General features: G+C 70.2%; 21 protein-coding genes. 15 read left to right on the top strand and 6 right to left on the bottom strand.

Features of this window, described 5'->3' with window-relative positions; genetic code table 11:
* Together ACZ5CR_RS13080 and nudC are read left to right on the top strand one after the other, a co-directional pair.
* Entirely contained in the window at positions 1-1,422 is a 1,422-nt protein-coding gene (locus ACZ5CR_RS13080; protein ID WP_468856750.1) for a dipeptidase, read from the top strand.
* A gap of 61 nt (positions 1,423-1,483) precedes the next feature.
* Positions 1,484-2,431 carry an NAD(+) diphosphatase gene (gene nudC / locus ACZ5CR_RS13075; protein ID WP_468856747.1) on the top strand — a complete coding sequence of 316 codons (948 nt, stop codon included), beginning with the start codon at positions 1,484-1,486 and terminating at the stop codon, positions 2,429-2,431.
* A gap of 34 nt (positions 2,432-2,465) precedes the next feature.
* Here nudC and ACZ5CR_RS13070 read toward each other — a convergent pair whose 3' ends face one another.
* Positions 2,466-2,708 (bottom strand): mycoredoxin, encoded by a 243-nt coding sequence (locus ACZ5CR_RS13070; protein WP_468856744.1) that lies wholly within the window; start codon positions 2,706-2,708, stop codon positions 2,466-2,468.
* 45 nt (positions 2,709-2,753) lie between these two features.
* Between ACZ5CR_RS13070 and ACZ5CR_RS13065 the strand changes: the two genes are divergently transcribed.
* The 5 genes from ACZ5CR_RS13065 to ACZ5CR_RS13045 all read left to right on the top strand — a co-directional run bounded on the left by ACZ5CR_RS13065 (position 2,754) and on the right by ACZ5CR_RS13045 (position 6,772).
* Positions 2,754-5,072 carry an ATP-dependent DNA helicase UvrD2 gene (locus tag ACZ5CR_RS13065; protein WP_468856930.1) on the top strand — a complete coding sequence of 773 codons (2,319 nt, stop codon included), beginning with the start codon at positions 2,754-2,756 and terminating at the stop codon, positions 5,070-5,072.
* A gap of 163 nt (positions 5,073-5,235) precedes the next feature.
* Positions 5,236-5,601 (top strand): hypothetical protein, encoded by a 366-nt coding sequence (locus ACZ5CR_RS13060; RefSeq protein ID WP_468856742.1) that lies wholly within the window; start codon positions 5,236-5,238, stop codon positions 5,599-5,601.
* 167 nt (positions 5,602-5,768) lie between these two features.
* Complete coding sequence (locus ACZ5CR_RS13055; RefSeq protein ID WP_344522157.1) at positions 5,769-6,140, top strand: WhiB family transcriptional regulator; 372 nt, start codon at positions 5,769-5,771, stop codon at positions 6,138-6,140.
* Positions 6,137-6,463, top strand: a complete 327-nt coding sequence (locus ACZ5CR_RS13050) for a hypothetical protein (protein ID WP_468856739.1) — start codon at positions 6,137-6,139, stop codon at positions 6,461-6,463. The genes ACZ5CR_RS13055 and ACZ5CR_RS13050 overlap by 4 nt, the downstream gene beginning before the upstream one ends.
* A 117-nt stretch (positions 6,464-6,580) precedes the next feature.
* On the top strand, positions 6,581-6,772 hold the full coding sequence (locus tag ACZ5CR_RS13045; protein WP_389903444.1) for a hypothetical protein: 192 nt from the start codon (positions 6,581-6,583) through the stop codon (positions 6,770-6,772).
* A gap of 48 nt (positions 6,773-6,820) precedes the next feature.
* On the opposite strand, the gene ACZ5CR_RS13040 is transcribed toward ACZ5CR_RS13045, so the two are convergent.
* A complete protein-coding gene (locus ACZ5CR_RS13040; protein WP_468856737.1) occupies positions 6,821-8,188 on the bottom strand; it encodes an ABC1 kinase family protein in 1,368 nt (455 codons plus the stop codon).
* Between the two features lie 41 nt (positions 8,189-8,229).
* Entirely contained in the window at positions 8,230-9,378 is a 1,149-nt protein-coding gene (locus tag ACZ5CR_RS13035) for a ThiF family adenylyltransferase (RefSeq protein WP_468856734.1), read from the bottom strand.
* A gap of 206 nt (positions 9,379-9,584) precedes the next feature.
* On the opposite strand from ACZ5CR_RS13035, the gene ACZ5CR_RS13030 reads away from it, so the two are divergent.
* From ACZ5CR_RS13030 to ACZ5CR_RS13015, 4 genes are all read left to right on the top strand, one after another.
* Complete coding sequence (locus tag ACZ5CR_RS13030; RefSeq protein ID WP_389903440.1) at positions 9,585-10,181, top strand: M48 metallopeptidase family protein; 597 nt, start codon at positions 9,585-9,587, stop codon at positions 10,179-10,181.
* 117 nt (positions 10,182-10,298) lie between these two features.
* Positions 10,299-11,981, top strand: a complete 1,683-nt coding sequence (locus tag ACZ5CR_RS13025; protein ID WP_468856732.1) for a TerD family protein — start codon at positions 10,299-10,301, stop codon at positions 11,979-11,981.
* Between the two features lie 11 nt (positions 11,982-11,992).
* Entirely contained in the window at positions 11,993-12,673 is a 681-nt protein-coding gene (locus ACZ5CR_RS13020; RefSeq protein WP_453531842.1) for an AIM24 family protein, read from the top strand.
* 16 nt (positions 12,674-12,689) lie between these two features.
* Entirely contained in the window at positions 12,690-13,445 is a 756-nt protein-coding gene (locus ACZ5CR_RS13015; protein WP_468856730.1) for an AIM24 family protein, read from the top strand.
* Between the two features lie 98 nt (positions 13,446-13,543).
* On the opposite strand, the gene ACZ5CR_RS13010 is transcribed toward ACZ5CR_RS13015, so the two are convergent.
* Together ACZ5CR_RS13010 and ACZ5CR_RS13005 are read right to left on the bottom strand one after the other, a co-directional pair.
* Positions 13,544-14,068, bottom strand: coding sequence for an NUDIX hydrolase (locus tag ACZ5CR_RS13010; RefSeq protein ID WP_468856727.1), 525 nt, complete (start codon positions 14,066-14,068; stop codon positions 13,544-13,546).
* Positions 14,065-15,531, bottom strand: coding sequence for a zinc-dependent metalloprotease (locus ACZ5CR_RS13005; RefSeq protein ID WP_468856724.1), 1,467 nt, complete (start codon positions 15,529-15,531; stop codon positions 14,065-14,067). Before ACZ5CR_RS13005 ends, ACZ5CR_RS13010 begins: the two co-directional genes overlap by 4 nt.
* A 191-nt stretch (positions 15,532-15,722) precedes the next feature.
* Between ACZ5CR_RS13005 and ACZ5CR_RS13000 the strand changes: the two genes are divergently transcribed.
* The 4 genes from ACZ5CR_RS13000 to ACZ5CR_RS12985 all read left to right on the top strand — a co-directional run bounded on the left by ACZ5CR_RS13000 (position 15,723) and on the right by ACZ5CR_RS12985 (position 18,977).
* Positions 15,723-16,835 carry an SDR family oxidoreductase gene (locus ACZ5CR_RS13000; RefSeq protein WP_361050367.1) on the top strand — a complete coding sequence of 371 codons (1,113 nt, stop codon included), beginning with the start codon at positions 15,723-15,725 and terminating at the stop codon, positions 16,833-16,835.
* Between the two features lie 158 nt (positions 16,836-16,993).
* Positions 16,994-17,458 carry a molybdenum cofactor biosynthesis protein MoaE gene (locus ACZ5CR_RS12995; RefSeq protein WP_468856721.1) on the top strand — a complete coding sequence of 155 codons (465 nt, stop codon included), beginning with the start codon at positions 16,994-16,996 and terminating at the stop codon, positions 17,456-17,458.
* Positions 17,459-17,620: 162 nt separating this feature from the next.
* Entirely contained in the window at positions 17,621-17,791 is a 171-nt protein-coding gene (locus ACZ5CR_RS12990; protein WP_468856719.1) for a hypothetical protein, read from the top strand.
* Positions 17,792-17,885: 94 nt separating this feature from the next.
* Complete coding sequence (locus ACZ5CR_RS12985; RefSeq protein WP_468856718.1) at positions 17,886-18,977, top strand: YlbL family protein; 1,092 nt, start codon at positions 17,886-17,888, stop codon at positions 18,975-18,977.
* Between the two features lie 104 nt (positions 18,978-19,081).
* Here the strand turns inward: ACZ5CR_RS12985 and ACZ5CR_RS12980 are convergent, their stop codons facing one another.
* On the bottom strand, positions 19,082-19,624 hold the full coding sequence (locus ACZ5CR_RS12980) for a PPA1309 family protein (RefSeq protein ID WP_389903423.1): 543 nt from the start codon (positions 19,622-19,624) through the stop codon (positions 19,082-19,084).
* Positions 19,625-19,727 lie beyond the last annotated feature (103 nt).

Below are 19,727 nucleotides of genomic sequence, written 5' to 3'. Positions count from 1 at the left end.
ATGAGCCAGTCCGTTGACAGCGACGTCAGTGGCGGCAGCGCCGTCCGTACGTTCATCCAGACCCACCGTGCCGCCTTCCTCGACGATCTCGCCGAGTGGCTGCGCATCCCGTCCGTGTCGGCACAGCCCGATCACGGACAGGACGTGCGGCGCAGCGCGGACTGGCTCGCGGCCCAGCTCAAGGAGACCGGCTTCCCGACCGTCGAGGTCTGGCCGACGGCCGGCGCTCCCGCCGTCTTCGCCGACTGGCCCTCCGGGGACCCCGAGGCCCCCACGGTCCTCGTCTACGGCCACCACGACGTGCAGCCCGCGGCCCGCGAGGACGGCTGGCACACCGACCCCTTCGAGCCCGTCGTCCAGGGAAACCGCCTCTACGCGCGCGGGGCGGCCGACGACAAGGGCCAGGTGTTCTTCCACACACTCGGCGTCCGCGCCCACCTCGCCGCCACCGGCCGCACCGCCCCCGCGGTGAACCTCAAGCTCCTGATCGAGGGCGAGGAGGAGTCGGGCTCCCCGAACTTCCGCGCGCTGATCGAGGAGCGCAAGGAGCGCATCGCGGCCGACGCGGTGATCGTCTCGGACACCGGCATGTGGGCCGAGGACACCCCGACGGTCTGCACCGGCATGCGCGGCCTCGCCGACTGCGAGATCGAGCTGCGCGGACCCGACCAGGACATCCACTCGGGCTCCTTCGGCGGCGCCGTACCGAACCCGGCGACCGCGGCCGCGCGCCTCGTCGCCGCGCTGCACGACGAGCACGCGCGCGTGGCCGTCCCCGGCTTCTACGAAGGCATCACCGAACTCACCGACCGCGAGCGCGAGCTCTTCGCCGAGCTGCCCTTCGACGAGGAGAGCTGGCTGCGCACGGCCAAGTCGCACGCGACCCACGGAGAAGCGGGCCACACCACCCTGGAGCGCATCTGGGCCCGCCCCACCGCCGAGGTCAACGGCATCGGCGGCGGCTACCAAGGACCGGGCGGCAAGACGATCGTCCCGTCGTCCGCCTTCCTGAAGCTCTCCTTCCGGCTGGTCGCGGGCCAGGACCCGGACCGTGTCGAAGAAGCCGTGCGCACCTGGGTCGCCGGCCAGCTGCCGAACGGAATCAGCCACACGATCACCTTCGGCTCCGCCACGCGCCCGTGCCTGACGCCGCTCGACCACCCCGCCCTGCAGTCAGTCGTACGGGCGATGGGCAAGGCTTTCGAACAGCCGATCCGCTTCACCCGAGAGGGCGGTTCGGGACCGGCCGCCGATCTCCAGGACGTACTCGCCGCCCCCGTGCTCTTCCTGGGCATCTCCGTGCCGTCCGACGGCTGGCACGCGCCGAACGAGAAGGTCGAAATCGATCTGCTCCTCAAGGGCGTCGAGACGACGGCCTACCTGTGGGGCGACCTCGCCGAGCACTGGCGCGCCGCACACTGAGACCACCCGACCTGATGATCCTGCTGAACCACCCATTCCATCGGGGGAGTTGGAAGCACCTGTGACCACCTGGACCGACCGCACCGCTGACCGTCCCGTCTCGCTCACCGCACCGAGCGGCATCGATCGCGCAGCCCACCACCGCCTCGACGAGGCCTGGCTCGCCGCCGCCTGGAGCCACCCCACGACACGGGTCTTCGTGGTCTCCGGCGGACAGGTACTCATCGACGAGACGCCGGACGGCAACACCGAACTGGTGATGACCCCGACCTTCGAAGCGCCCCTCACCGAGGCCCACCGCTACTTCCTGGGCACGGACGACGACGGCGTCAGCTACTTCGCACTGCAGAAGGACTCCCTGCCGGGCCGCATGGACCAGCAGGCGCGCCCCGCGGGCCTGCGCGAGGCAGGCCTTCTCCTGTCGCCCCGTGACGCGGGCCTGATGGTGCACGCCGTCGCCCTGGAGAACTGGCAGCGCCTGCACCGCTTCTGCTCGCGCTGCGGCGAGCGCACCGTCATCGCGGCGGCCGGCCACATCCGCCGCTGCCAGGCGTGCGGCGCCGAGCACTACCCGCGTACGGATCCGGCCGTGATCATGCTCGTGACGGACGACCAGGACCGCGCGCTCCTGGGCCGCCAGGTGCACTGGCCCGAGGGGCGCTTCTCGACGCTGGCGGGCTTCGTGGAGCCGGGCGAGTCCATCGAGACGTCGGTGCGGCGCGAGGTCTGGGAGGAGGCCGGTGTCGTGGTCGGCGACGTCGAGTACGTCGCGAGCCAGCCCTGGCCGTTCCCCTCCAGCCTGATGCTCGGCTTCATGGCCGACGCCACGTCGTCGGAGATCAACGTGGACGGCGAGGAGATCTCCGAGGCCCGCTGGTTCTCCCGGGAAGACCTGCGGGCCGCATTCGAGTCCGGGGAGGTTCTGCCTCCGTACGGAATCTCGATTGCGGCCCGACTGATCGAGCTCTGGTACGGCAAGCCCCTGCCTAAGCCGGGCACTGTCGGCTAGGACCGCCTCCGGCGGAAGGGGCCCTGCCAGCCGCTCAGGCGGTCAGCTTCTGCTTCACCTGTGCGAGCGACGGGTTCGTCAGCGTCGAGCCGTCAGGGAAGAGAACGGTGGGAACCGTCTGGTTTCCGCCGTTCGCCTTCTCGACGAAGGCCGCGGAATCCGGGTCGTGCTCAATGTTGATCTCGTTGTACGTGATGCCCTCGCGGTCCATCTGGCCCTTGAGCCGGCGGCAGTAGCCGCACCACGTGGTGCTGTACATCGTCACAGTGCCCGGCATGTGTCTCGCGCTCCTTTGTTGCTCGGGGTGCGTCATCGCAATGACCTGAACGTACGTGACCCGGCCACCATTCCCGTATTAGTACGACCGCGCGGGCCTCCCTGTGGACAACGGGCTCACGCGTCTCCGGCGACCTGGCAGCATGGCGGGGTGACAGCAGCAACGCACTCCACCCTCTTCCCGCAGGTCCCGGACTCTGCCGACGCGGTGCTCGCCGGGCTCGACCCCGAGCAGCGCGAGGTGGCGACGGCCCTGCACGGACCGGTGTGTGTCCTGGCGGGCGCCGGGACGGGCAAGACACGGGCGATCACCCACCGGATCGCCTACGGCGTGCGCGCCGGGATCCTCCAGCCCGCCAGCGTGCTCGCCGTCACGTTCACCAACCGCGCGGCGGGCGAGATGCGCGGACGCCTGCGCCAGCTCGGCGCCTCCGGAGTCCAGGCACGCACGTTCCACTCCGCAGCCCTGCGCCAGCTCCAGTTCTTCTGGCCGAAAGCAGTCGGTGGCCAGCTGCCCCGGATCGTCGACCGCAAGATCAAACTCGTCGCGGACGCGGCGGCCGCCTCCCGCATTCGCCTCGACCGCAATGAACTGCGCGACGTGACCAGCGAGATCGAGTGGTCCAAGGTCACCCAGACCGTCCCCGCGGACTATGCGGCCGCCGCCGCGAAATCGGGCCGCCTCATCCCCCGGGACGCGGCGGAGATCGCCCAGATCTACGGGGCGTACGAGGACCTCAAGCGGGACCGCGCCGTCATCGACTTCGAAGACGTCCTGCTCCTGGCCGTCGGCATCCTCCAGGACCGCCACGACATCGCCGACCAGGTCCGCGCCCAGTACCAGCACTTCGTGGTCGACGAGTATCAGGACGTCAGCCCGCTCCAGCAGCGCCTCCTGGAGCTGTGGCTCGGCGACCGCGACAGCCTCTGCGTCGTCGGCGACGCCAGCCAGACGATCTACTCCTTCACCGGCGCTACCCCCGACCACCTGCTGAACTTCCGCACCCGCCACCCCGGAGCGACGGTCGTCAAGCTCGTCAGGGACTACCGCTCGACGCCCCAGGTCGTCCACCTCGCCAACGGCCTGCTCTCCCAGGCCCGGGGCCGCGCCGCCGATCACCGCCTCGAACTGATCTCGCAACGCGACGCCGGGGCCGAGCCGGTCTACACGGAGTACGCGGACGAGCCCGCCGAGGCCGAAGGCGCCGCCCGCCGCATCAGGGCCCTCATCGCCGACGGCGTCCCGGCGAGCGAGATCGCGGTCCTCTTCCGCACGAACTCCCAGTCCGAGATCTACGAACAGGCGCTCGCCGACGCCAACGTGCCCTATCAGCTGCGCGGCGCCGAGCGGTTCTTCGAGCGCACCGAGGTCCGGGAGGCGGGCGCGGCCCTGCGCGGCGCGGCGCGCTTCGGAGGCAACGACTCCCTGCTCGACGACGTCGTCGACCTGCCCTCGCAGGTGCGTGCCGTCCTCTCCACGAAGGGCTGGACCACACAGCCCCCGGCGGGCTCCGGCGCGGCCCGCGACCGTTGGGAGTCCCTGGCGGCCCTGGTGCGTCTCGCCGAGGACTTCGAGCGTGCCAAGCCCGGGGCGACGCTCTCCGACCTCGTGGGGGAGCTCGACGAGCGCGCGAGCGCCCAGCACGCGCCGACCGTCGAGGGCGTCACCCTCGCCTCGCTGCACGCCGCCAAGGGCCTGGAGTGGGACGCCGTCTTCCTGGTCGGCCTCGCCGAGGGCATGATGCCGATCACTTATGCCAAGACCGACGAGCAGGTCGAGGAGGAGCGCCGCCTCCTGTACGTGGGCGTCACCCGGGCCCGCCTCCACCTCTCCCTCTCCTGGGCCCTTTCCCGCTCACCGGGCGGTCGCGCGGGACGCCGCCCCAGCCGCTTCCTGGACGGGCTGCGCCCGGGCTCGGGAGCGGGCACGGGATCGCGCGCCGCGGGCGGCGGGCCCGGCGGTGTCGAGCGTGGCTACGGCAGCGGCGGCGAGGAGAGCGGCGGCGCCAGGAGCCGTCGGCGGACGAGCAGGTCCCCGGCCCGGTGCCGCGTCTGCGGACGGAGCCTGACGGACGCGGGCGAGATGAAACTGATGCGGTGCGAGGACTGCCCGTCCGACATGGACGAGGGGCTCTACGAGCGGCTGCGGGAGTGGCGATCGGGCCAGGCGCAGCAGCTGGGACAGCCCGCGTACTGCGTGTTCACGGACAAGACTTTGATCGCCATCGCGGAGGCCGCACCCGACGAGGAGGGCGAGTTGGCCCGGATCCCGGGCGTCGGTGTGCGCAAGCTCAACCGCTATGGATCTGATGTCCTCGCCATTTGTGCAGGTGGAGAGGGTGTAAGGGGCGCCGATGGCAACTGATTCAAACTCGTCGAAAAAATAGTTTGCGCATGCGCAAGGAAGACCCATAGGTTCTTAAGCACGGGAACGGCGGCTTCTCCGAAGCCCTCGCCCCGTGCTGTACTTAATAGCCCGCAGGATCGGTTCCGGCCGATCCCATAGACGCCGAGAGGAGGCGATTCCAGTGATCAGCATCAACGAGAGCTTCATCAGCACCGTGAAAATGACCGATCGCTCGGTCGTCGCTTCCTGCCTGCTCGGCTTCTCGAACCTGGGCACCGGTCTGTCCGGTGGCATCGCTGCCGCCGCCGTCCGTCCGGAGTCCTCCGTCCTGCCTCTGTCCCTCCCGCGTCTCAACGTTCTTCCGACGCGTGAGGTCAATGAGGGCGACGAGCGAGCGACCAAGGCACCGGAAGCAGTAGCGACAGGACAGGCCAAGGCCTATGCCTTTGCCGCAGCCGGTGCCGCATCCACGAAGCAGCAGACGACGAAGCACCACCACATGATGTGGGCCTTCCGTGGGCTCGAACCCTGGAGTGATCCAGTCTGATCCTCGATCAGACCGGCGCCTTCAGGGCCGCGGAACCCCACCCGGGATCCGCGGCCCTTCTGTTTTCCCCAAAACGGGATGACGGAGCGAAGGGGCCGAGCAAGACCCGGTACCAGCCGCCAACCGGCCGACCCAGGCCGGCACGACCAGACGAGGAAAACACCACCGTGCAACTCGAAGCGCACGCCCCGTCCGTACCGCCTTCAGAGACTCTCCCCCCGCCCGCTCCCACGGAGGACCCGACCTTGACTCCCCTCACCGCGCTCACCGCGCTCGACGACGCCATCGAGAACCTCGGCGTACCCGTCCCCTGCCGTGCCTACGACCCGGAGGTCTTCTTCGCCGAGTCGCCGGCGGACGTCGAGTACGCCAAGTCCCTCTGCCGTACCTGCCCGCTGATGGAGGCCTGCCTGGCCGGCGCCAAGGAGCGGCGCGAGCCGTGGGGCGTCTGGGGCGGCGAGCTCTTCGTCCAGGGTGTCGTCGTTGCCCGCAAGCGGCCCCGTGGCCGTCCGCGCAAGAACCCGGTTGTTGCCGCATGAACGCCATCGGAACGATCGATCACCCCCTGACGCACGACCCCAAGAAGCAGGCCCCGATGAAGACAGCCACCGCCGAGCCCGCAGGCTCCGCCGCCCCCCAGGACTTCACCACCACCGGTGCGAACGACTCGCGCCAGAACAGGACCCGCGAGATGCAACTCATCCCAGAAGCCTTGGCTCGTGCGCATATGCACGAACGCATGCTGGAAGCCGAGGCCCAGCGCCCGGCCGCCCGTGTGATGGCGGCTCGACGGATGCAGCGTCGTGCCGAGCGCGCGTCGCTGCGCGCCAAGCGCGCGCTCGCCCTGGCCGTCATGCAGTGACGAGCCGGAGCGTTGCCTGAGCTTCACCACGATGCCCGCGGGGGCCGGTCCGAACGGACCGGCCCCCGCGGTGCGTTGTGCCGGGCGAAGCTCCGGAAGCGGCGATATGGTCGCTGGGTGGACCAGCAGAATCCTCAGCCCGCGGGCGCCGAGAATCTCGTGTGTTCCCGCTGCGGAGCGGTCGCCGAAGGCGCGCCGCCCACCTGGACCTGTTCCGTGGAGAACGGCGCCCGCCGCTACTTCTGTGACTCCTGCGCCCGCGAGAACATCAGAGCCATCGAGGGACGACTCGACTCACCCTGGTGGTGAGGGCGAGCCGACGGCGAGGGCGAGCCGACGGTGAGGCGGGCCACAGCCTCAGGCCCCGGCCGCCGGATCGTCCGCCTCCTGCTCCTGAGGCTCCTCTTCCACGAAGCCCGGCAGCCACTCCTCGAGCTCGTCCCGCATCCGCACCGTCGCCCCGAGCTGACAGAGCACCCCGATCGTGCTCAACGTCACACGGTGGATCAGCAGATACGACGGCGGGAGGTTCAGCCGCTTGCCCAACTGATAGGCGGGGGAGCGGGGATCGGCCACCCGCGCCGCCTGGCCGCGCATCCAGCCGCGGGTGAAGGTGAACTCCTCCACCAGCATCGGTTCGATGATCGGCAGCAGATAGTCGAGGACCGCGTCCGGCTCCAGCTCGATGGACTCCTGGACGAAGTCCTCCTCGCGCAACATCGCGTAGACCGCGTCGGCCTCGCCGTCGAGCGTCATCCGCAGGGAGCGGCCGATGGTCGGGGGCAGTCCGCCGGGCAGCCGGTCCACCGTGCCGAAGTCCAGGACGCCGAGCCGCAAGCCGCCCTTCTCGTCGGGCAGCAGACGGAAGTTGCCCGGGTGCGGATCGGCGTGCAGCAGGCCGGTGCGCGCCGGACCCGAGAAGAGGAAGCGGGCAAGGAGCTGTCCCGCCCGGTCCCGCTGCTCCTGCGTGCCGTCCGCTATCACGTCCGACAGGGGCACCCCGTCGATCCACTCCGTCACCAGGACCTGCTCGCTCTGGTGCACCACATCGGGCACCACGACATCCGGATCGTCCGCGAACTCCTCGGCGTGCGCGTGCTGCGCCTGGGCCTCAAGGCTGTAGTCGAGCTCCTCGGAGACGCGGTCGCGCAGCTCCGCGATGAGCGGCTTGAGGTCCATCCCCGGAATCAACGGCCCCAGAAGCCTGGCGAACCGGCTGAGCTGGTTCAGATCGGAGAGCAGTGCCTCGCCCGCCCCCGGATACTGCACCTTGACCGCGACCTCGCGCCCGTCCCCCCACACCGCCCGGTGGACCTGGCCGATCGAAGCGGCGGCGGCCGGCTTGTCCTCGAACTCCAGGAACAGCTCGCGCCAGTCATCGCCGAGCCGCTCAGCGAGCACGGCGTGCACGGTGCGCGTGGGCATCGGCGGTGCCGCTTCCTGCAGTTTCGTCAGCGCGGCGCGATAGGGCCCCGCGACCTCCTCCGGCAGCGCCGACTCGAAGACCGAAAGGGCCTGGCCGAACTTCATGGCGCCGCCCTTGAGCTCGCCGAGCACCTTGAACAGCTGGTCCGCCGTGCGCTGCTGAAGCTCACGGCCGACGATCTCCGCCGATTTCCCTCCGATCCGCTTGCCGAGACCCCAGGTCGCCCGCCCGGCAAAGCCGAGTGGCAGCGCGGCCAGTTTGGCGGTACGGGTTACCGCCTTCCGGGGAAGATCAGACATGCGCCCCTCCAAATCCCAGACAGCCACGCCTTGTCAGGCGGTTACCCGGCCATTGTGTCGTGCGGCTCTCTGTCCCCGGCGGGGTGTTCCCCCTTATCCACCACTCCCGCCCCGCACGGGCACGCGAGATGTGGTGAAACCGGCCGTGCGTGCCAGTCGAACCCGGGCACCGACGCCTCCCAGCGGGCTCCCGCACTCGCCGGTGCCGCCCCGTCCAGAAAAGCGAGGGCATGCGCCGCGGCAAGGCCGGCGATGGTGGTCGACAGGGCCAGATCGCACGCGGTGACATGGCGCGCGCGTCCCGAACGCCACTGCGCCAGCATCCGTGGCCAGGTGGGATCCCGGTCCGCACGCTCCAGCGCCAGACAGCCCGCACAGGCCGTCGTCCCCGGCAGGACGAGCGGCCCCACCACTCCGGTTCCCTCGATCACGCCCGCGTAAAGATGCGGTGTTCCGGACGAGACGAACGGCTCCGCGGCGACCGGGTCGGGAGCATGAACGTCAAGACCGTCCCGCGGGGCGATGATCACCAGGGAGAGTCCCGGCTCCCCTTCTCCTGGTGCCCCCGCTCCTTTCCGTCCCCGACGGGGCGGCTGGTCCGGAGCCGATTGCCGCACGACCCGCCGGGCCGCCGCGTCCCTGCGATCGCCGACCGTGTCGGCGGGCAGACCGCCCGGCGCCACATCCCAGGGTTCGACGACTCCTCCCTCCATCACATCGACCTGCCCCACGCCTGCCCCGGAAAGGACCGAGGCCACCACCGCACCCACCCGGCCCGCGCCCCGGACCTGGACCCGCATGGCGCGGCGCGCGGCCAGTTTCCTCATTCCGTCGCCCGGCTCGCGCGTCACGACCGACAGAGAGGCCAGATCCGGGCGCAGCCGGTCCATGGCCCGGCCCCGCTTGCGCAGGGCGTCGGCCGCAGCGCCGCCTCCCGTCGCATCGTCGAGCAGCCCGGCCCTGGACAGCCGACGCACCAGCTTGTCCACATGATCGTCGGGCAGCCCCATTCGTCTTCCCTCGTCGCGAAGGAGCGGCAGCCCGCGTGTCCCGTCCAGGAGCTGGAGGAAACTGCCCGTCGCCGTGTCGACAGGACCGAGCACCTGGGCGTGTGCGGGCGCCACGCCGAACTGGATGGTGCTCAGATCGCGCCAGCCGCGCCGCAACGCCGGTTTCAAGATCGGATGCATGGTCGCCCCCCGTGGTCGTCCGGCGCTGTCGATCCCCGTCCGCATCGCCGGTCGTCAGCCAGAATGCCCGCTCCGACGGATACCCGCCGAGCGTTGTCCACAGGCAGGGGGTATTCGTCGTACTAATCGATCGGACGGGGAGCGATACCCCGCCGAACCGATCCGGAGGCGGGACTTCCCCCCTGCCCAGCGGGTAACGTCGGGGCGTGCCCGCCGACCCACTGCACCGCGCCGGAAACCCACAGCGCAGCATGACCAGCCCGCCGTCACCCGGCTACGGGGCGAGCGCGGTCGAGGTCAGACGGAGCGCCCGCCGCCGCCGAACGGTCTCCGCGTACCGAGAGGGCGATCGCACCGTCGTGCTCATCCCCGCCCGCATGTCCGAGGCCGAGGAACAGCGCTGGGTCAACGTCATGCTCGACAAGCTCGCGGCCCAGGAGAGCAAGCGGGTCCTGGGCGACGCGGAGCTGGTCGAGCGCGCCGAGCGGCTCTCCGAGCAGTACTTCGACGGTCGGGCCAGGCCCGCGTCCGTTCGCTGGGTCACGAACCAGAACACCCGATGGGGATCGTGCACCCCGGCGGAGGGCAGCATCCGGCTTTCGCACCGGCTGCAGGGCATGCCCGAGTACGTCGTCGACTACGTACTCGTCCATGAACTCGCGCACCTCCTCGTACCCGGACACGGATCCGACTTCTGGCAGCTCCTGGAGGCCTACCCCCGGACGGAGCGGGCTCGTGGGTACCTCGAAGGTGTGGTCGCGGCCGACCGGCTGCCCCACCAGCCCGCCGCGCGCGACGAGTGAACTTCCGCCCCCCTCGGATGTTGTGTACCGGGTCTGTACCGGCTTGGCCCGCTGTCGGACTTTGCGGTTAGCCTGACGCGACGCATTTACATTCGGGATGGGGGACGGTCGTTACGTATGGCCAGGGAATTCCAACGCGGCCACAAGGCCAAGATCAGTGACCTCACCGCGGGCACCGATCTGTACGTAGGCGTGCAGATCTCCGCCCCCGGACTGAGCTTCGACATCAGTTGCTTCGGCCTGGACGCGGACGAGCGGCTCTCGGACGACAGTTACTTCATCTTCTTCAACCAGCCGAAGTCGCCCGAGGAGTCCATCCAGCTCCTCGGGGCGCAGGCCGGTGACACGGAGTCCTTCCGGGTCACGCTCGACCGGATCCCGTCGCAGATCAAGAAGCTGTCGTTCACCGCGACGATCGACGGCGCGGGGCAGATGTCGCAGGTCGCCCCCGGCTACATCCGGATCGTCGCGGGCGGCGAGGAAGTGGCCCGCTACTCCTTCAACGGCGCGGAGTTCTCCACGGAACGTGCCGTGATGCTGGGCGACTTCTATATGAAGGACGTCTGGCGGTTCGCCGCGATCGGCCAGGGCTTCGACGGCGGTCTCGACGCGCTCCTGAAGAACTTCGGCGGCGAGGTCGCCGAGGAGGAGCCCGCGCCGCAGGCACCGCAGGCCACCGGTGCGCCGTCCTTCGCGCCGCCCGGCCAGGCCGCAGCCCCGCCCGCGTTCGGCGCCCCGGCGGCCCCCGCACAGACCCCGGCCCCGGCCCCCGCGCCTGCTCCGGCCCCCGCGCCCGCCCCTGCTCCGGCCCCTGCTCCGGCCCAGAACTTCGATCCGTCGATACACGCCGCACAGACCATCGTCGCGCCGATGCATCAGCCGAACCAGCCGCAGGGCGGCACGGTTCCGCCCCCGCCGCCCCCCGCGCCGTACGGACAGCCCGGCCAGCAACCGCCGCAGCAGCAGCCGCAGTTCGGCCAGGTGCCCGGTCAGTCGGCGCCCCCGCCGCCCGGTTACGGCCAGCAGCCCAGCGCTCCGATGCCTCCCGGCTACGGCCAGCAGCCCTCCGGGCAGTTCCCCGGTCAGCCCGCCGCCCCGTCCCCGTACGGAGCCGGCGTCCCCCAGGGTTCCCCGCAGGCCGGCGGCGTGACCGCGGCTCTCGCGGCGTACCGCGAGGCCCCCACCGGGCAGCGCTGGACACAGCAGAACGAGAAGCTGATCCGCGTCGACCTCGGCGTCAGCGAGCAGGCCGTGCTCGCCCGCCAGGGCAGCATGGTGCTCTACCAGGGCAAGGTCGAGTTCAGCTACAAGGGCGCGGGCTTCGCGGGCCGCGTCGTGGGCAACTCCACCGGCCAGGAGATGCAGCTGATGCGCTGCTCCGGCCGGGGCCAGGTCTTCCTCGCCGAGGAAGCCACGCATCTGCACCCCATCGAGCTCCAGGGCGACGCGATCTGTGTCTCCGCGGAGAACGTCCTCGCGTTCGACGAGTCCCTCCAGCACGAGGTGCGCAGGATCGAGGGCCACGGGATCCCCGGTGGCGCGCTGTTCGTGATGCAGTTCCAGGGCACCGGCACGGTCATCGTCAAGACGCACGGTGTGCCCGTCGTCCTGCCCGTCACGCCGACGACGTTCGCCGACTGCAACGCCGTGGTCGCCTGGTCGGCGGCGGCTCAGGCGATCGTCTCCAGCCAGGTCCGGCTGCGCAGCAACGCGTACGCGGGCTCCACGGGGGAGAGCGTGAACCTGCAGTTCCGGGGCGCACCCGGCAACTTCATCATCGTCCAGCCGTTCGAGGTCTGAGGGAGCCCGTCATGAATCAGCAACTCGCGGGCTTCGCCGCGGCGCCTGTCGCTGCCCGTATGGAGAACCACGGCCACCACATGCTCAAGGTGGCGATGCAGACCGGAAACGACCTCCTCGCGCGCGTGGGCTCGATGGTCGCCTACGAAGGGTTCGTGCAGTACGAGCCCAATCCGCCCGCCGTCCGCCAGATCGCGAAGGAGTGGATGACCGGCGAGGGCGCACCTCTGATGAAGTGCTCCGGAGACGGCCTGCTCTATCTCGCCGACTACGGAGCCGACGTCGTCGTCATCAATCTGGCGGGCGACTCGCTCTCGGTGAACGGCACGAACCTGCTGGCCTTCGACACATCCCTCCAGTGGGGCGTCGAGCGGGTCAAGGGCATGGCCAAGTTCGCCGGTCAGGGCCTGTGGAACATCAAGCTCTCCGGCCAGGGCTGGGTGGCGCTGACCTCCCGCGGCACCCCGGTCGTCGTCGACTGCGGCCGCGGCGAGGACGAGACGTACGTCGACCCGGACGCCCTGATCGCCTGGTCCCCGAACCTCAAGGTGAAGGGCAAGCGCAGCTTCAAGGCCGGTTCGCTCATCGGGCGCGGCAGCGGCGAGGCCTACCAGATGGGCTTCTCCGGGGAGGGCATCGTCGTCGTACAGCCCAGCGAGGACAGCACCGACCGTCTCCGAGCCCGGGGCTGAGGGGGAGCAACACACCATGCAGAGCCCACTTTTCGCGCACTCCGAGCAGCAGACTCAGGAGCGCTACACCGTCCAGAACCCGCAGCTCCTTCGGGTGGCCCTCGCGGGCCACGACGACATCCTGGCCCGCAAGGGGTCCATGGTCGCCTACCAGGGTCTGATGGAGTTCGACGCCGAGTACCAGAGCCAGGGCAACCAGCGGGCCCGTGCGCACACCGGCGAGGGCCTCGACCTGATGCGCTGCCACGGCCAGGGCACGGTCTACCTCGCCAACCTCGCCCAGTACATCCACGTAGTGGATGTGGACCAGGACGGTCTGACCGTGGACAGCAGCTACGTCCTCGCGCTCGACTCGTCGCTGACGCACCAGGTCATCGCCGTGGACAGCCAGTACGGCATCTCCGGCTCCGGCAAGTACCAGCTCAACATCACGGGCCGCGGCAAGGTCGCCCTGATGACCTCGGGCCAGCCGCTGATGTTGCAGGTCACGCCCGACCAGTACGTGAACGCCGACGCCGACGCGATCGTCGCCTGGTCGAACGGCCTGCGGGTGCAGATGCAGGCCCAGACGCACTCATCGGGCGTGTGGCGGCGCCGTGGCAACACCGGTGAGGGCTGGGAGCTCAGCTTCATGGGTCAGGGCTACGCCCTCGTCCAGCCGAGCGAGATGCTGCCGCCCCAGAACGCGGTCATCGGGCAGGGCGCGCGCGCCCAATTCGGCGTCGGACAGCAGGGTGCCCGGGGGCAGAACCAGGGCAACGTCTGGAGCTGAACCCTCTCCGGGCGGGACAGAACCAGAAGGGGCGCGGGGAATCTGCGGGCCAGTAGTGGCTGGTCGCGCAGTTCCCCGCGCCCCTTACGGGGCGCTGCCTACAGCCGCGCCCTCGTCGCCTCCACCAGGCGCACCACCGACTCGTCCGCCACCCCCGCCACCTCGTCGTAGGCGAACCAGCGCAGGTCGAGGGACTCGTCGCTGATCGCCTCGATCGCTCCGGACGGGGCGAGGGCGGCGTACTGCACGTCGAGGTGCTGTGTGCACGGGCCCGGGATCGGGTGCCGGTCCAGGCGGACGGGGCCGCCCGCAAGGAGCGTCAGGCCCGGTACGCCGGACTCCTCCGTCGCCTCACGCAGCGCTGCCGCGGCCAGTGTCGGGTCACCCGGCTCGCAGTGCCCGCCCATCTGGAGCCACATCCGCAGCTTCTTGTGCAGGGTCAGCAGGACGCGCCCGCGCACCGGGTCGATCACCAGGGCGCTGGCCGTCACATGGCCGTCCGTGCAGGCCTTCCACATGCCGTCGTCCGGATGGGCCGCCAAGTGGTCCAGGTAGTACTGGCGCAGCTCTTCCTGGTCCTCGTAGCTCTTCAGTACGAGGACCGCGTCGTCATACAGGCTCACTTCTCGCTGTCGCCCTTGTCGTCGCTGTCGTCGCCGTCGTCCTCGGTGTCTTTCTTGAGGTCCGGCTTGGCGGAGCCGCCCGCCGCCTCGCCGAGCATCTTGTCCAGCTCGGAGAAGTCCAGCTGCTCGTGGTGCACGAAGCCGTCCGGGTCGTCCAGGTCCGATGCCGTCGGCAGCATGTCCGGGTGCGCCCACAGGCCGTCGCGTCCGTCCACGCCACGCGCGTCCGTGAGCGAGGCCCACAGGCGTGAGGCGTCCCGCAGCCTGCGCGGGCGCAGCTCCAGGCCGATGAGCGTGGCGAAGGTCTGCTCCGCGGGGCCGCCCGTCGCACGGCGGCGGCGCAGCGTCTCGCGGAGGGCGTCCGCGGACGCCAGGCGGGGCTTGGCCGCCGCGTGGACGACTGCGTCCACCCAGCCCTCGACGAGCGCGAGAGCCGTCTCCAGACGCGCCAGGGCGGCCTTCTGCTCGGGAGTGTCCTCCGGCTGGAACATGCCCTGCTGGAGTGCTTCCTGAAGCTGCTCGGGATTCTGCGGGTCGAGCTGGCCGACCACGTCCTCCAGCTTGGCCGTGTCGACCTTGATGCCGCGGGCATAGCCCTCGACCGCGCCGAACAGATGCGAGCGCAGCCACGGCACGTGGGCGAAGAGCCGCTGGTGAGCGGCCTCGCGCAGCGCCAGGTAGAGCCTGACCTCCTCCTGGGCGATTCCCAGGTCCTTGCCGAAGGCCTCGACGTTCACCGGAAGGAGGGCGGCCTTGCCGGCCGGGCCGAGCGGCAGGCCGATGTCGGTGGAGCCGACGACCTCGCCCGCGAGCACGCCCACGGCCTGGCCGATCTGCTGGCCGAACATGGCGCCGCCCATGGAGCGCATCATCCCGATCAGCGGGCCCGCCATGGCCTGCATCTCCTCGGGCAGCACGTCGCCCATGGCGAGGCCGACGCGCTCGGCGACCGGGTCGACCAGCTCCTTCCACACCGGAAGGGTCGCTTCGACCCACTCGGCGCGGCTCCAGGCCACGGCCACGCCGGAGCCGGACGGCAGCGACGTCGCGTCGTCGAGCCACAGGTCGGCGAGGCGGACTGCCTCCTCGACCGCGCCGCGCTCCGTGGGACCGACGCTGGAGTCCTTGGTGCCGTCGGGCGTGCCCTGGGAGACCGTCTGGCGGGCGATGTCCTTGGCCATGTCCCAGTTCACCGGGCCGCCCTCGTACGAGAGCATCTGGCCGAGCTGCTGGAACGCGGCGCCCAGGTCGTTCGGATTCATCGAACCGAACATCGCGGCGAACGGATTGTCACCGCCCTGGCCGCCCGGACCGCCCGCGCCGGGCAGGCCTCCGAAGCCGAACGGGTTCCCAGGGCCACCACCTGCACCCTGTCCCCCTCCGGGGCTGTCCTTCTTCTTGCCCTCGTCGCCGTTCTCCGGCTCCTCCGGCGGAAGGCCGAATCCGAATGGGGTGTCACTCACGGGATTCCTCGGCTCGTCAGGCCACCGGTACTGTTCCGGCGGCGGCTGCCTTACAACACCACCCAGCGTAGACACCGTGACGGGATCGGGCCTCAGTGCTTCGCCGACTCATGGCCTGCGGCAGGATGGATGCCACCTGGTACGTACGCGTCATTTGCGTATCTACTGAAGACAACCGCTGGAGACGCCTGGTGAGTTCCCCAGATCCACAGGTTCGCGCAGCGCGAAACCTTTCTACACCGGCTCCTGTCCGGGGGCCCGTGGTCGCCGTCACCGGCGCCGCGTCCGGCGTGGGCGCTCTGCTGACCGAGCGCCTCGCCGCGTCCGAAGAGATCAAGCAGGTCGTCGCCATCGACGAGCGGCGGGGCGAGTGCGCCCAGGCCCAGTGGCACATCCTGGACGTCAGGGATCCGGCCATCGCCGAGAAGCTGCGTGGCGCGGACGTCGTGGTCCACCTCGCGCTCGATCTCGACCTGGAGACCGACGCCGCCGCCCGTACGGCGTACAACGTACGCGGCACACAGACCGTGCTCACGGCCGCGGCGGCGGCCGGTGTCCACCGTGTCGTGCTCTGCACGTCGGCGATGGTCTACGGAGCGCTGTCGGACAACGAACTGCCCCTCTCCGAAGACTCCGAATTGCGTGCCACCGCGGAGGCGACCGGTGTCGGTGATCTTCTTGAGGTCGAGCGGCTCGCCCGGCGCGCACCCCGTGCCCACCCCGGTCTGAACGTCACCGTGGTGCGGCCGGCCGTCCTGGTGGGCGGCACGGACACCGCGCTCACGCGGTACTTCGAGTCGCCCCGGCTGCTCGTGGTGGCGGGCTCGCGTCCGGCCTGGCAGTTCTGCCACGTCGAGGACCTGTGCAGCGCCCTGGAGTACGCCGTCCTGGAGAAGGTCGACGGGGAGCTCGCCGTCGGCTGCGACGGATGGCTTGAGCAGGAAGAGGTCGAGGAGCTCAGCGAGATCCGTCGCATGGAGCTGCCCTCCACGGTGGCACTCGGCGCGGCGGCCCGACTGCACCGGATCGGTCTCACTCCTTCCCCCGCCGGTGACCTCGCGTACACGATGTATCCGTGGGTGGTCAGCGTCAGCAGGCTGCACGACGCCGGATGGCGGCCCCAGTGGACCAACGAGGAGGTCCTCGCGGAGCTGCTCGAAGAGGTCGCGGGGCGCCGGACGGTGGCGGGACGCAGGCTCGGGCGCAAGGACGCCACGGCCGCGGGTGCCGCCGGTGCGACGGTCGCGCTCCTCGGCGCGGCGGCGGTGGTGCGGCGCGCCCGGAAGGCGCGACGCCGGATCTGAGACCCGCTGAGACCCGCTGAGACCCGCTGGGACCCGCTGGGACCCGCCGAGATCGCCGCGAGCCCCGGTGGGCCTGTAGAGAGCTCCAACGCGGCACGTGCGCGTGCCGGGTGAAAGCGCTATTCCGTGATGTCCGTGCCGTGCGGCACCATGGCCGCATGGCACGCACCACGAACGATCACCCCGGCGAGCAGGCCGCTCAGGACCCCATTCGGCTGCTCGCGATCCGCGACGCACCGCTCTCTCTGGACGAGGTGTTCCGGGCCGTCGGTGACGACGCCGCTGGTGGCACGGCGCTCTTCGTGGGGACGGTGCGCAATCACGACGGCGGTGCGGACGTCGACGAGCTCGGCTATTCGGCCCACCCGACGGTCGAGGCCGAGATGCGCCGGGTGGCCGAGAAGGTCGTCGCCGAATTTCCGGTCCGCGCCCTGGCCGCCGTCCACCGCGTCGGCGACCTCGCGGTGGGTGACCTCGCGGTCGTCGTGGCCGTCTCCTGCCCGCACCGCGGGGAGGCCTTCGCCGCCTGCCGCAAGTTGATCGACGACCTCAAGCACGAGGTGCCGATCTGGAAGCACCAGCGCTTCTCCGACGGCCAGGAGGAGTGGGTCGGCGCCTGCTGACTCCTCGGGCCAAGGTGCGCCGACCTCTTCCCGTCCCCGCCGGGCCAGTTGGACCAAGAGCTTCCGGTTGCGTAACCCGACCCCTGCCGTGAGCGTTGACGGAGCGGATGGTTAATCTGCTGATCAGTCAGTTGCGGTCGCATATGGGGTCGGGAGGTCGACATGGCATCACTTGCCTGGTTGCTGATTCCACTCGCGGCAGCTGTCGGTGCGGGTCTTTGGGGTGGCTGGGCCGCGCGTAATCGCAGGTCGGGCAAGACCGGGGACCACACCGAGCTGAACGGCTACGCGGCCTTCCGCGAGGCGATGGACAAGTCCCGCTCCGGCACGTGAGGTCCGGGGGCCCGACGGCCCCCGACAGGCCCGCGGGCCCCGTACGGACTGGCCCCAGCGGTGCACTGACAGGCAGGTCCCGTACTGTCGTTCCATGCCACGCCGCACCGCGACGATGCTCGCCTCCACCCTGATGCTGATCGCGCTGCTCTGCGCCGGAGTCCTCATCAAAGTGCCGTACTCGGTGATGTCCCCGGGCCCCACGGTGAATACCCTCGGCGACCACGGCGGCGAGCCGGTGCTGCAGATCGCCGACCGCAAGACGTATCGGACCAGCGGTCACCTCAACATGACGACGGTCAGGGTCACCAGCGCCGACTACAACATGAACATCGCGGAGGCCGTGTACGGCTGGCTGGCCCACGACAACATCGTGGTGCCGCACGAGACCCTCTACCCGGACGGCAAGACCGAGCAGCAGTCGAGCCAGGAGAACGCCGAAGAGTTCAGCGAGTCCCAGGAGAGCGCCAAGGTCGCCGCGCTGCGGAATCTCAAGATCCCGGTGAAGTCCCAGGTCATCGCCCGCACCGTCTCCAAGGACAGCCCCGCCGAGGGCAAGCTGCACGCGGGCGACGTCATCAAGAAGGTCGACGGCACGCCCGTGAAGGAGATGACGGACGTCTCCAAGCTGGTCACCAAGCGCAAGCCGGGCCAGGACGTCGTCTTCACCATCGTCCCCGTCAAGGAGGCCGCCGCCGCCGAGAAGGCGCGCAAGGAGCCGACCGGGACGGAAGACGTCAAGATGACGACGGAGAAGGCGAAGGACGACGGCCGCGCGATCGTCGGCATCGAGGCGGGCACCGATCACACGTTCCCGTTCGACATCGACATCAAGCTCGCCGACGTCGGCGGCCCCAGCGCCGGGCTGATGTTCGCGCTCGGCATCGTGGACAAGCTGACGCCGAGCGACCTCACCGGCGGCCATTTCGTGGCCGGCACCGGCACGATCACCGACGACGGCAAGGTCGGCCCCATCGGCGGCATCGGGATGAAGACGGTCGGCGCGCGCGACAAGGGCGCCGAGTACTTCCTGACGCCGAAGGAGAACTGCGCCACCGCCGCCAAGGACGTCCCGGACGGGCTCACGCTGGTCAAGGTGAACACCATCGACGACGCGGTCGCCGCCCTCAAGGACATCCGCAAGGGCGACACCGCGGACCTGCCGCAGTGCACCGCGAAGAAGTAGCGGCCAAAGCTATAGAGCGCGGCACGGAACGCGGCACGGAGCACAGGGACGGACGTACGCGGATGGGGGCGACCCCACCCGCGTACGAGAACAACAGCGTGGTGTCAGTCGGCGAACGTGGCCGCCAGCGCCTCCGCGAGCCCCGGAACCAGGTCGGAACCCGTGAGGACCTCGGTCGGCGAGTCCTTCTCGCGCAGCCGCAGGGCCGAGTCGCGCGCACCGTCACGGAGCACCGCGACCGTCATGCGGACCTCCTGGCGGTCCGGGTGCTCGGCCACCCACTTCGCGAGCTGCGCCTCGCCGAGCCCTTCGGGGACGGACGTCTCCGCCGACGGCGGAAGCATCAGGCGCTCCACCGTGAGGGCGCAGCCCGCCACGGCGTCCGGCCAGGCGATGGTGCCGAGGAACTCGTCCAGCGGCTTGCCCGCCGGAATCTCCTCCTGCTCGATGGGGGTGAGGGCGGTCTCCTCGGGGGAGTTGTCGAGGCCGAGCTGGGTGGCGAGGCCGGGTTCCTGGGTACGCAGTCGCGCCGTGTCGACCAGCGCGAAAAGGCGTGCGGGCTGGTCCCAGCCGAGGCCGGACGCGTACTCATCGATCTCGAGCACGGCACGGGTGAGGGGGCTCGCTGCCATGGGAGTGTTGGACATGGTCACAATCCTGCCTCGTTAGTCCCGCAAAACGGGAACCGAGTAAAGCGTGAGTAAGTTGCATAGGTGTGGGTCCACGATCTAAGGGCCCTGACGGATCAAC

Source organism: Streptomyces sp. NPDC031274 (assembly GCF_055570235.1).
The sequence above is the reverse complement of the archived record's forward strand: the minus strand, read 5'-3'. Positions and strand labels throughout refer to the sequence as shown.

What these genes read in the sequence shown, in the direction of transcription:
- ACZ5CR_RS13020 (WP_453531842.1), top strand. Translation starts at nt 11,993, where the DNA reads ATGAATCAGCAACTCGCGGGCTTCGCCGCGGCGCCTGTCGCTGCCCGT.
- ACZ5CR_RS13025 (WP_468856732.1), top strand. Translation starts at nt 10,299, where the DNA reads ATGGCCAGGGAATTCCAACGCGGCCACAAGGCCAAGATCAGTGACCTC.
- ACZ5CR_RS13015 (WP_468856730.1), top strand. Translation starts at nt 12,690, where the DNA reads ATGCAGAGCCCACTTTTCGCGCACTCCGAGCAGCAGACTCAGGAGCGC.
- ACZ5CR_RS12980 (WP_389903423.1), bottom strand. Translation starts at nt 19,624, where the DNA reads ATGTCCAACACTCCCATGGCAGCGAGCCCCCTCACCCGTGCCGTGCTC.
- ACZ5CR_RS12995 (WP_468856721.1), top strand. Translation starts at nt 16,994, where the DNA reads ATGGCACGCACCACGAACGATCACCCCGGCGAGCAGGCCGCTCAGGAC.
- ACZ5CR_RS13040 (WP_468856737.1), bottom strand. Translation starts at nt 8,188, where the DNA reads ATGTCTGATCTTCCCCGGAAGGCGGTAACCCGTACCGCCAAACTGGCC.
- ACZ5CR_RS13070 (WP_468856744.1), bottom strand. Translation starts at nt 2,708, where the DNA reads ATGCCGGGCACTGTGACGATGTACAGCACCACGTGGTGCGGCTACTGC.
- ACZ5CR_RS12990 (WP_468856719.1), top strand. Translation starts at nt 17,621, where the DNA reads ATGGCATCACTTGCCTGGTTGCTGATTCCACTCGCGGCAGCTGTCGGT.
- ACZ5CR_RS13050 (WP_468856739.1), top strand. Translation starts at nt 6,137, where the DNA reads ATGAACGCCATCGGAACGATCGATCACCCCCTGACGCACGACCCCAAG.
- ACZ5CR_RS12985 (WP_468856718.1), top strand. Translation starts at nt 17,886, where the DNA reads ATGCCACGCCGCACCGCGACGATGCTCGCCTCCACCCTGATGCTGATC.
- ACZ5CR_RS13035 (WP_468856734.1), bottom strand. Translation starts at nt 9,378, where the DNA reads ATGCATCCGATCTTGAAACCGGCGTTGCGGCGCGGCTGGCGCGATCTG.
- ACZ5CR_RS13080 (WP_468856750.1), top strand. Translation starts at nt 1, where the DNA reads ATGAGCCAGTCCGTTGACAGCGACGTCAGTGGCGGCAGCGCCGTCCGT.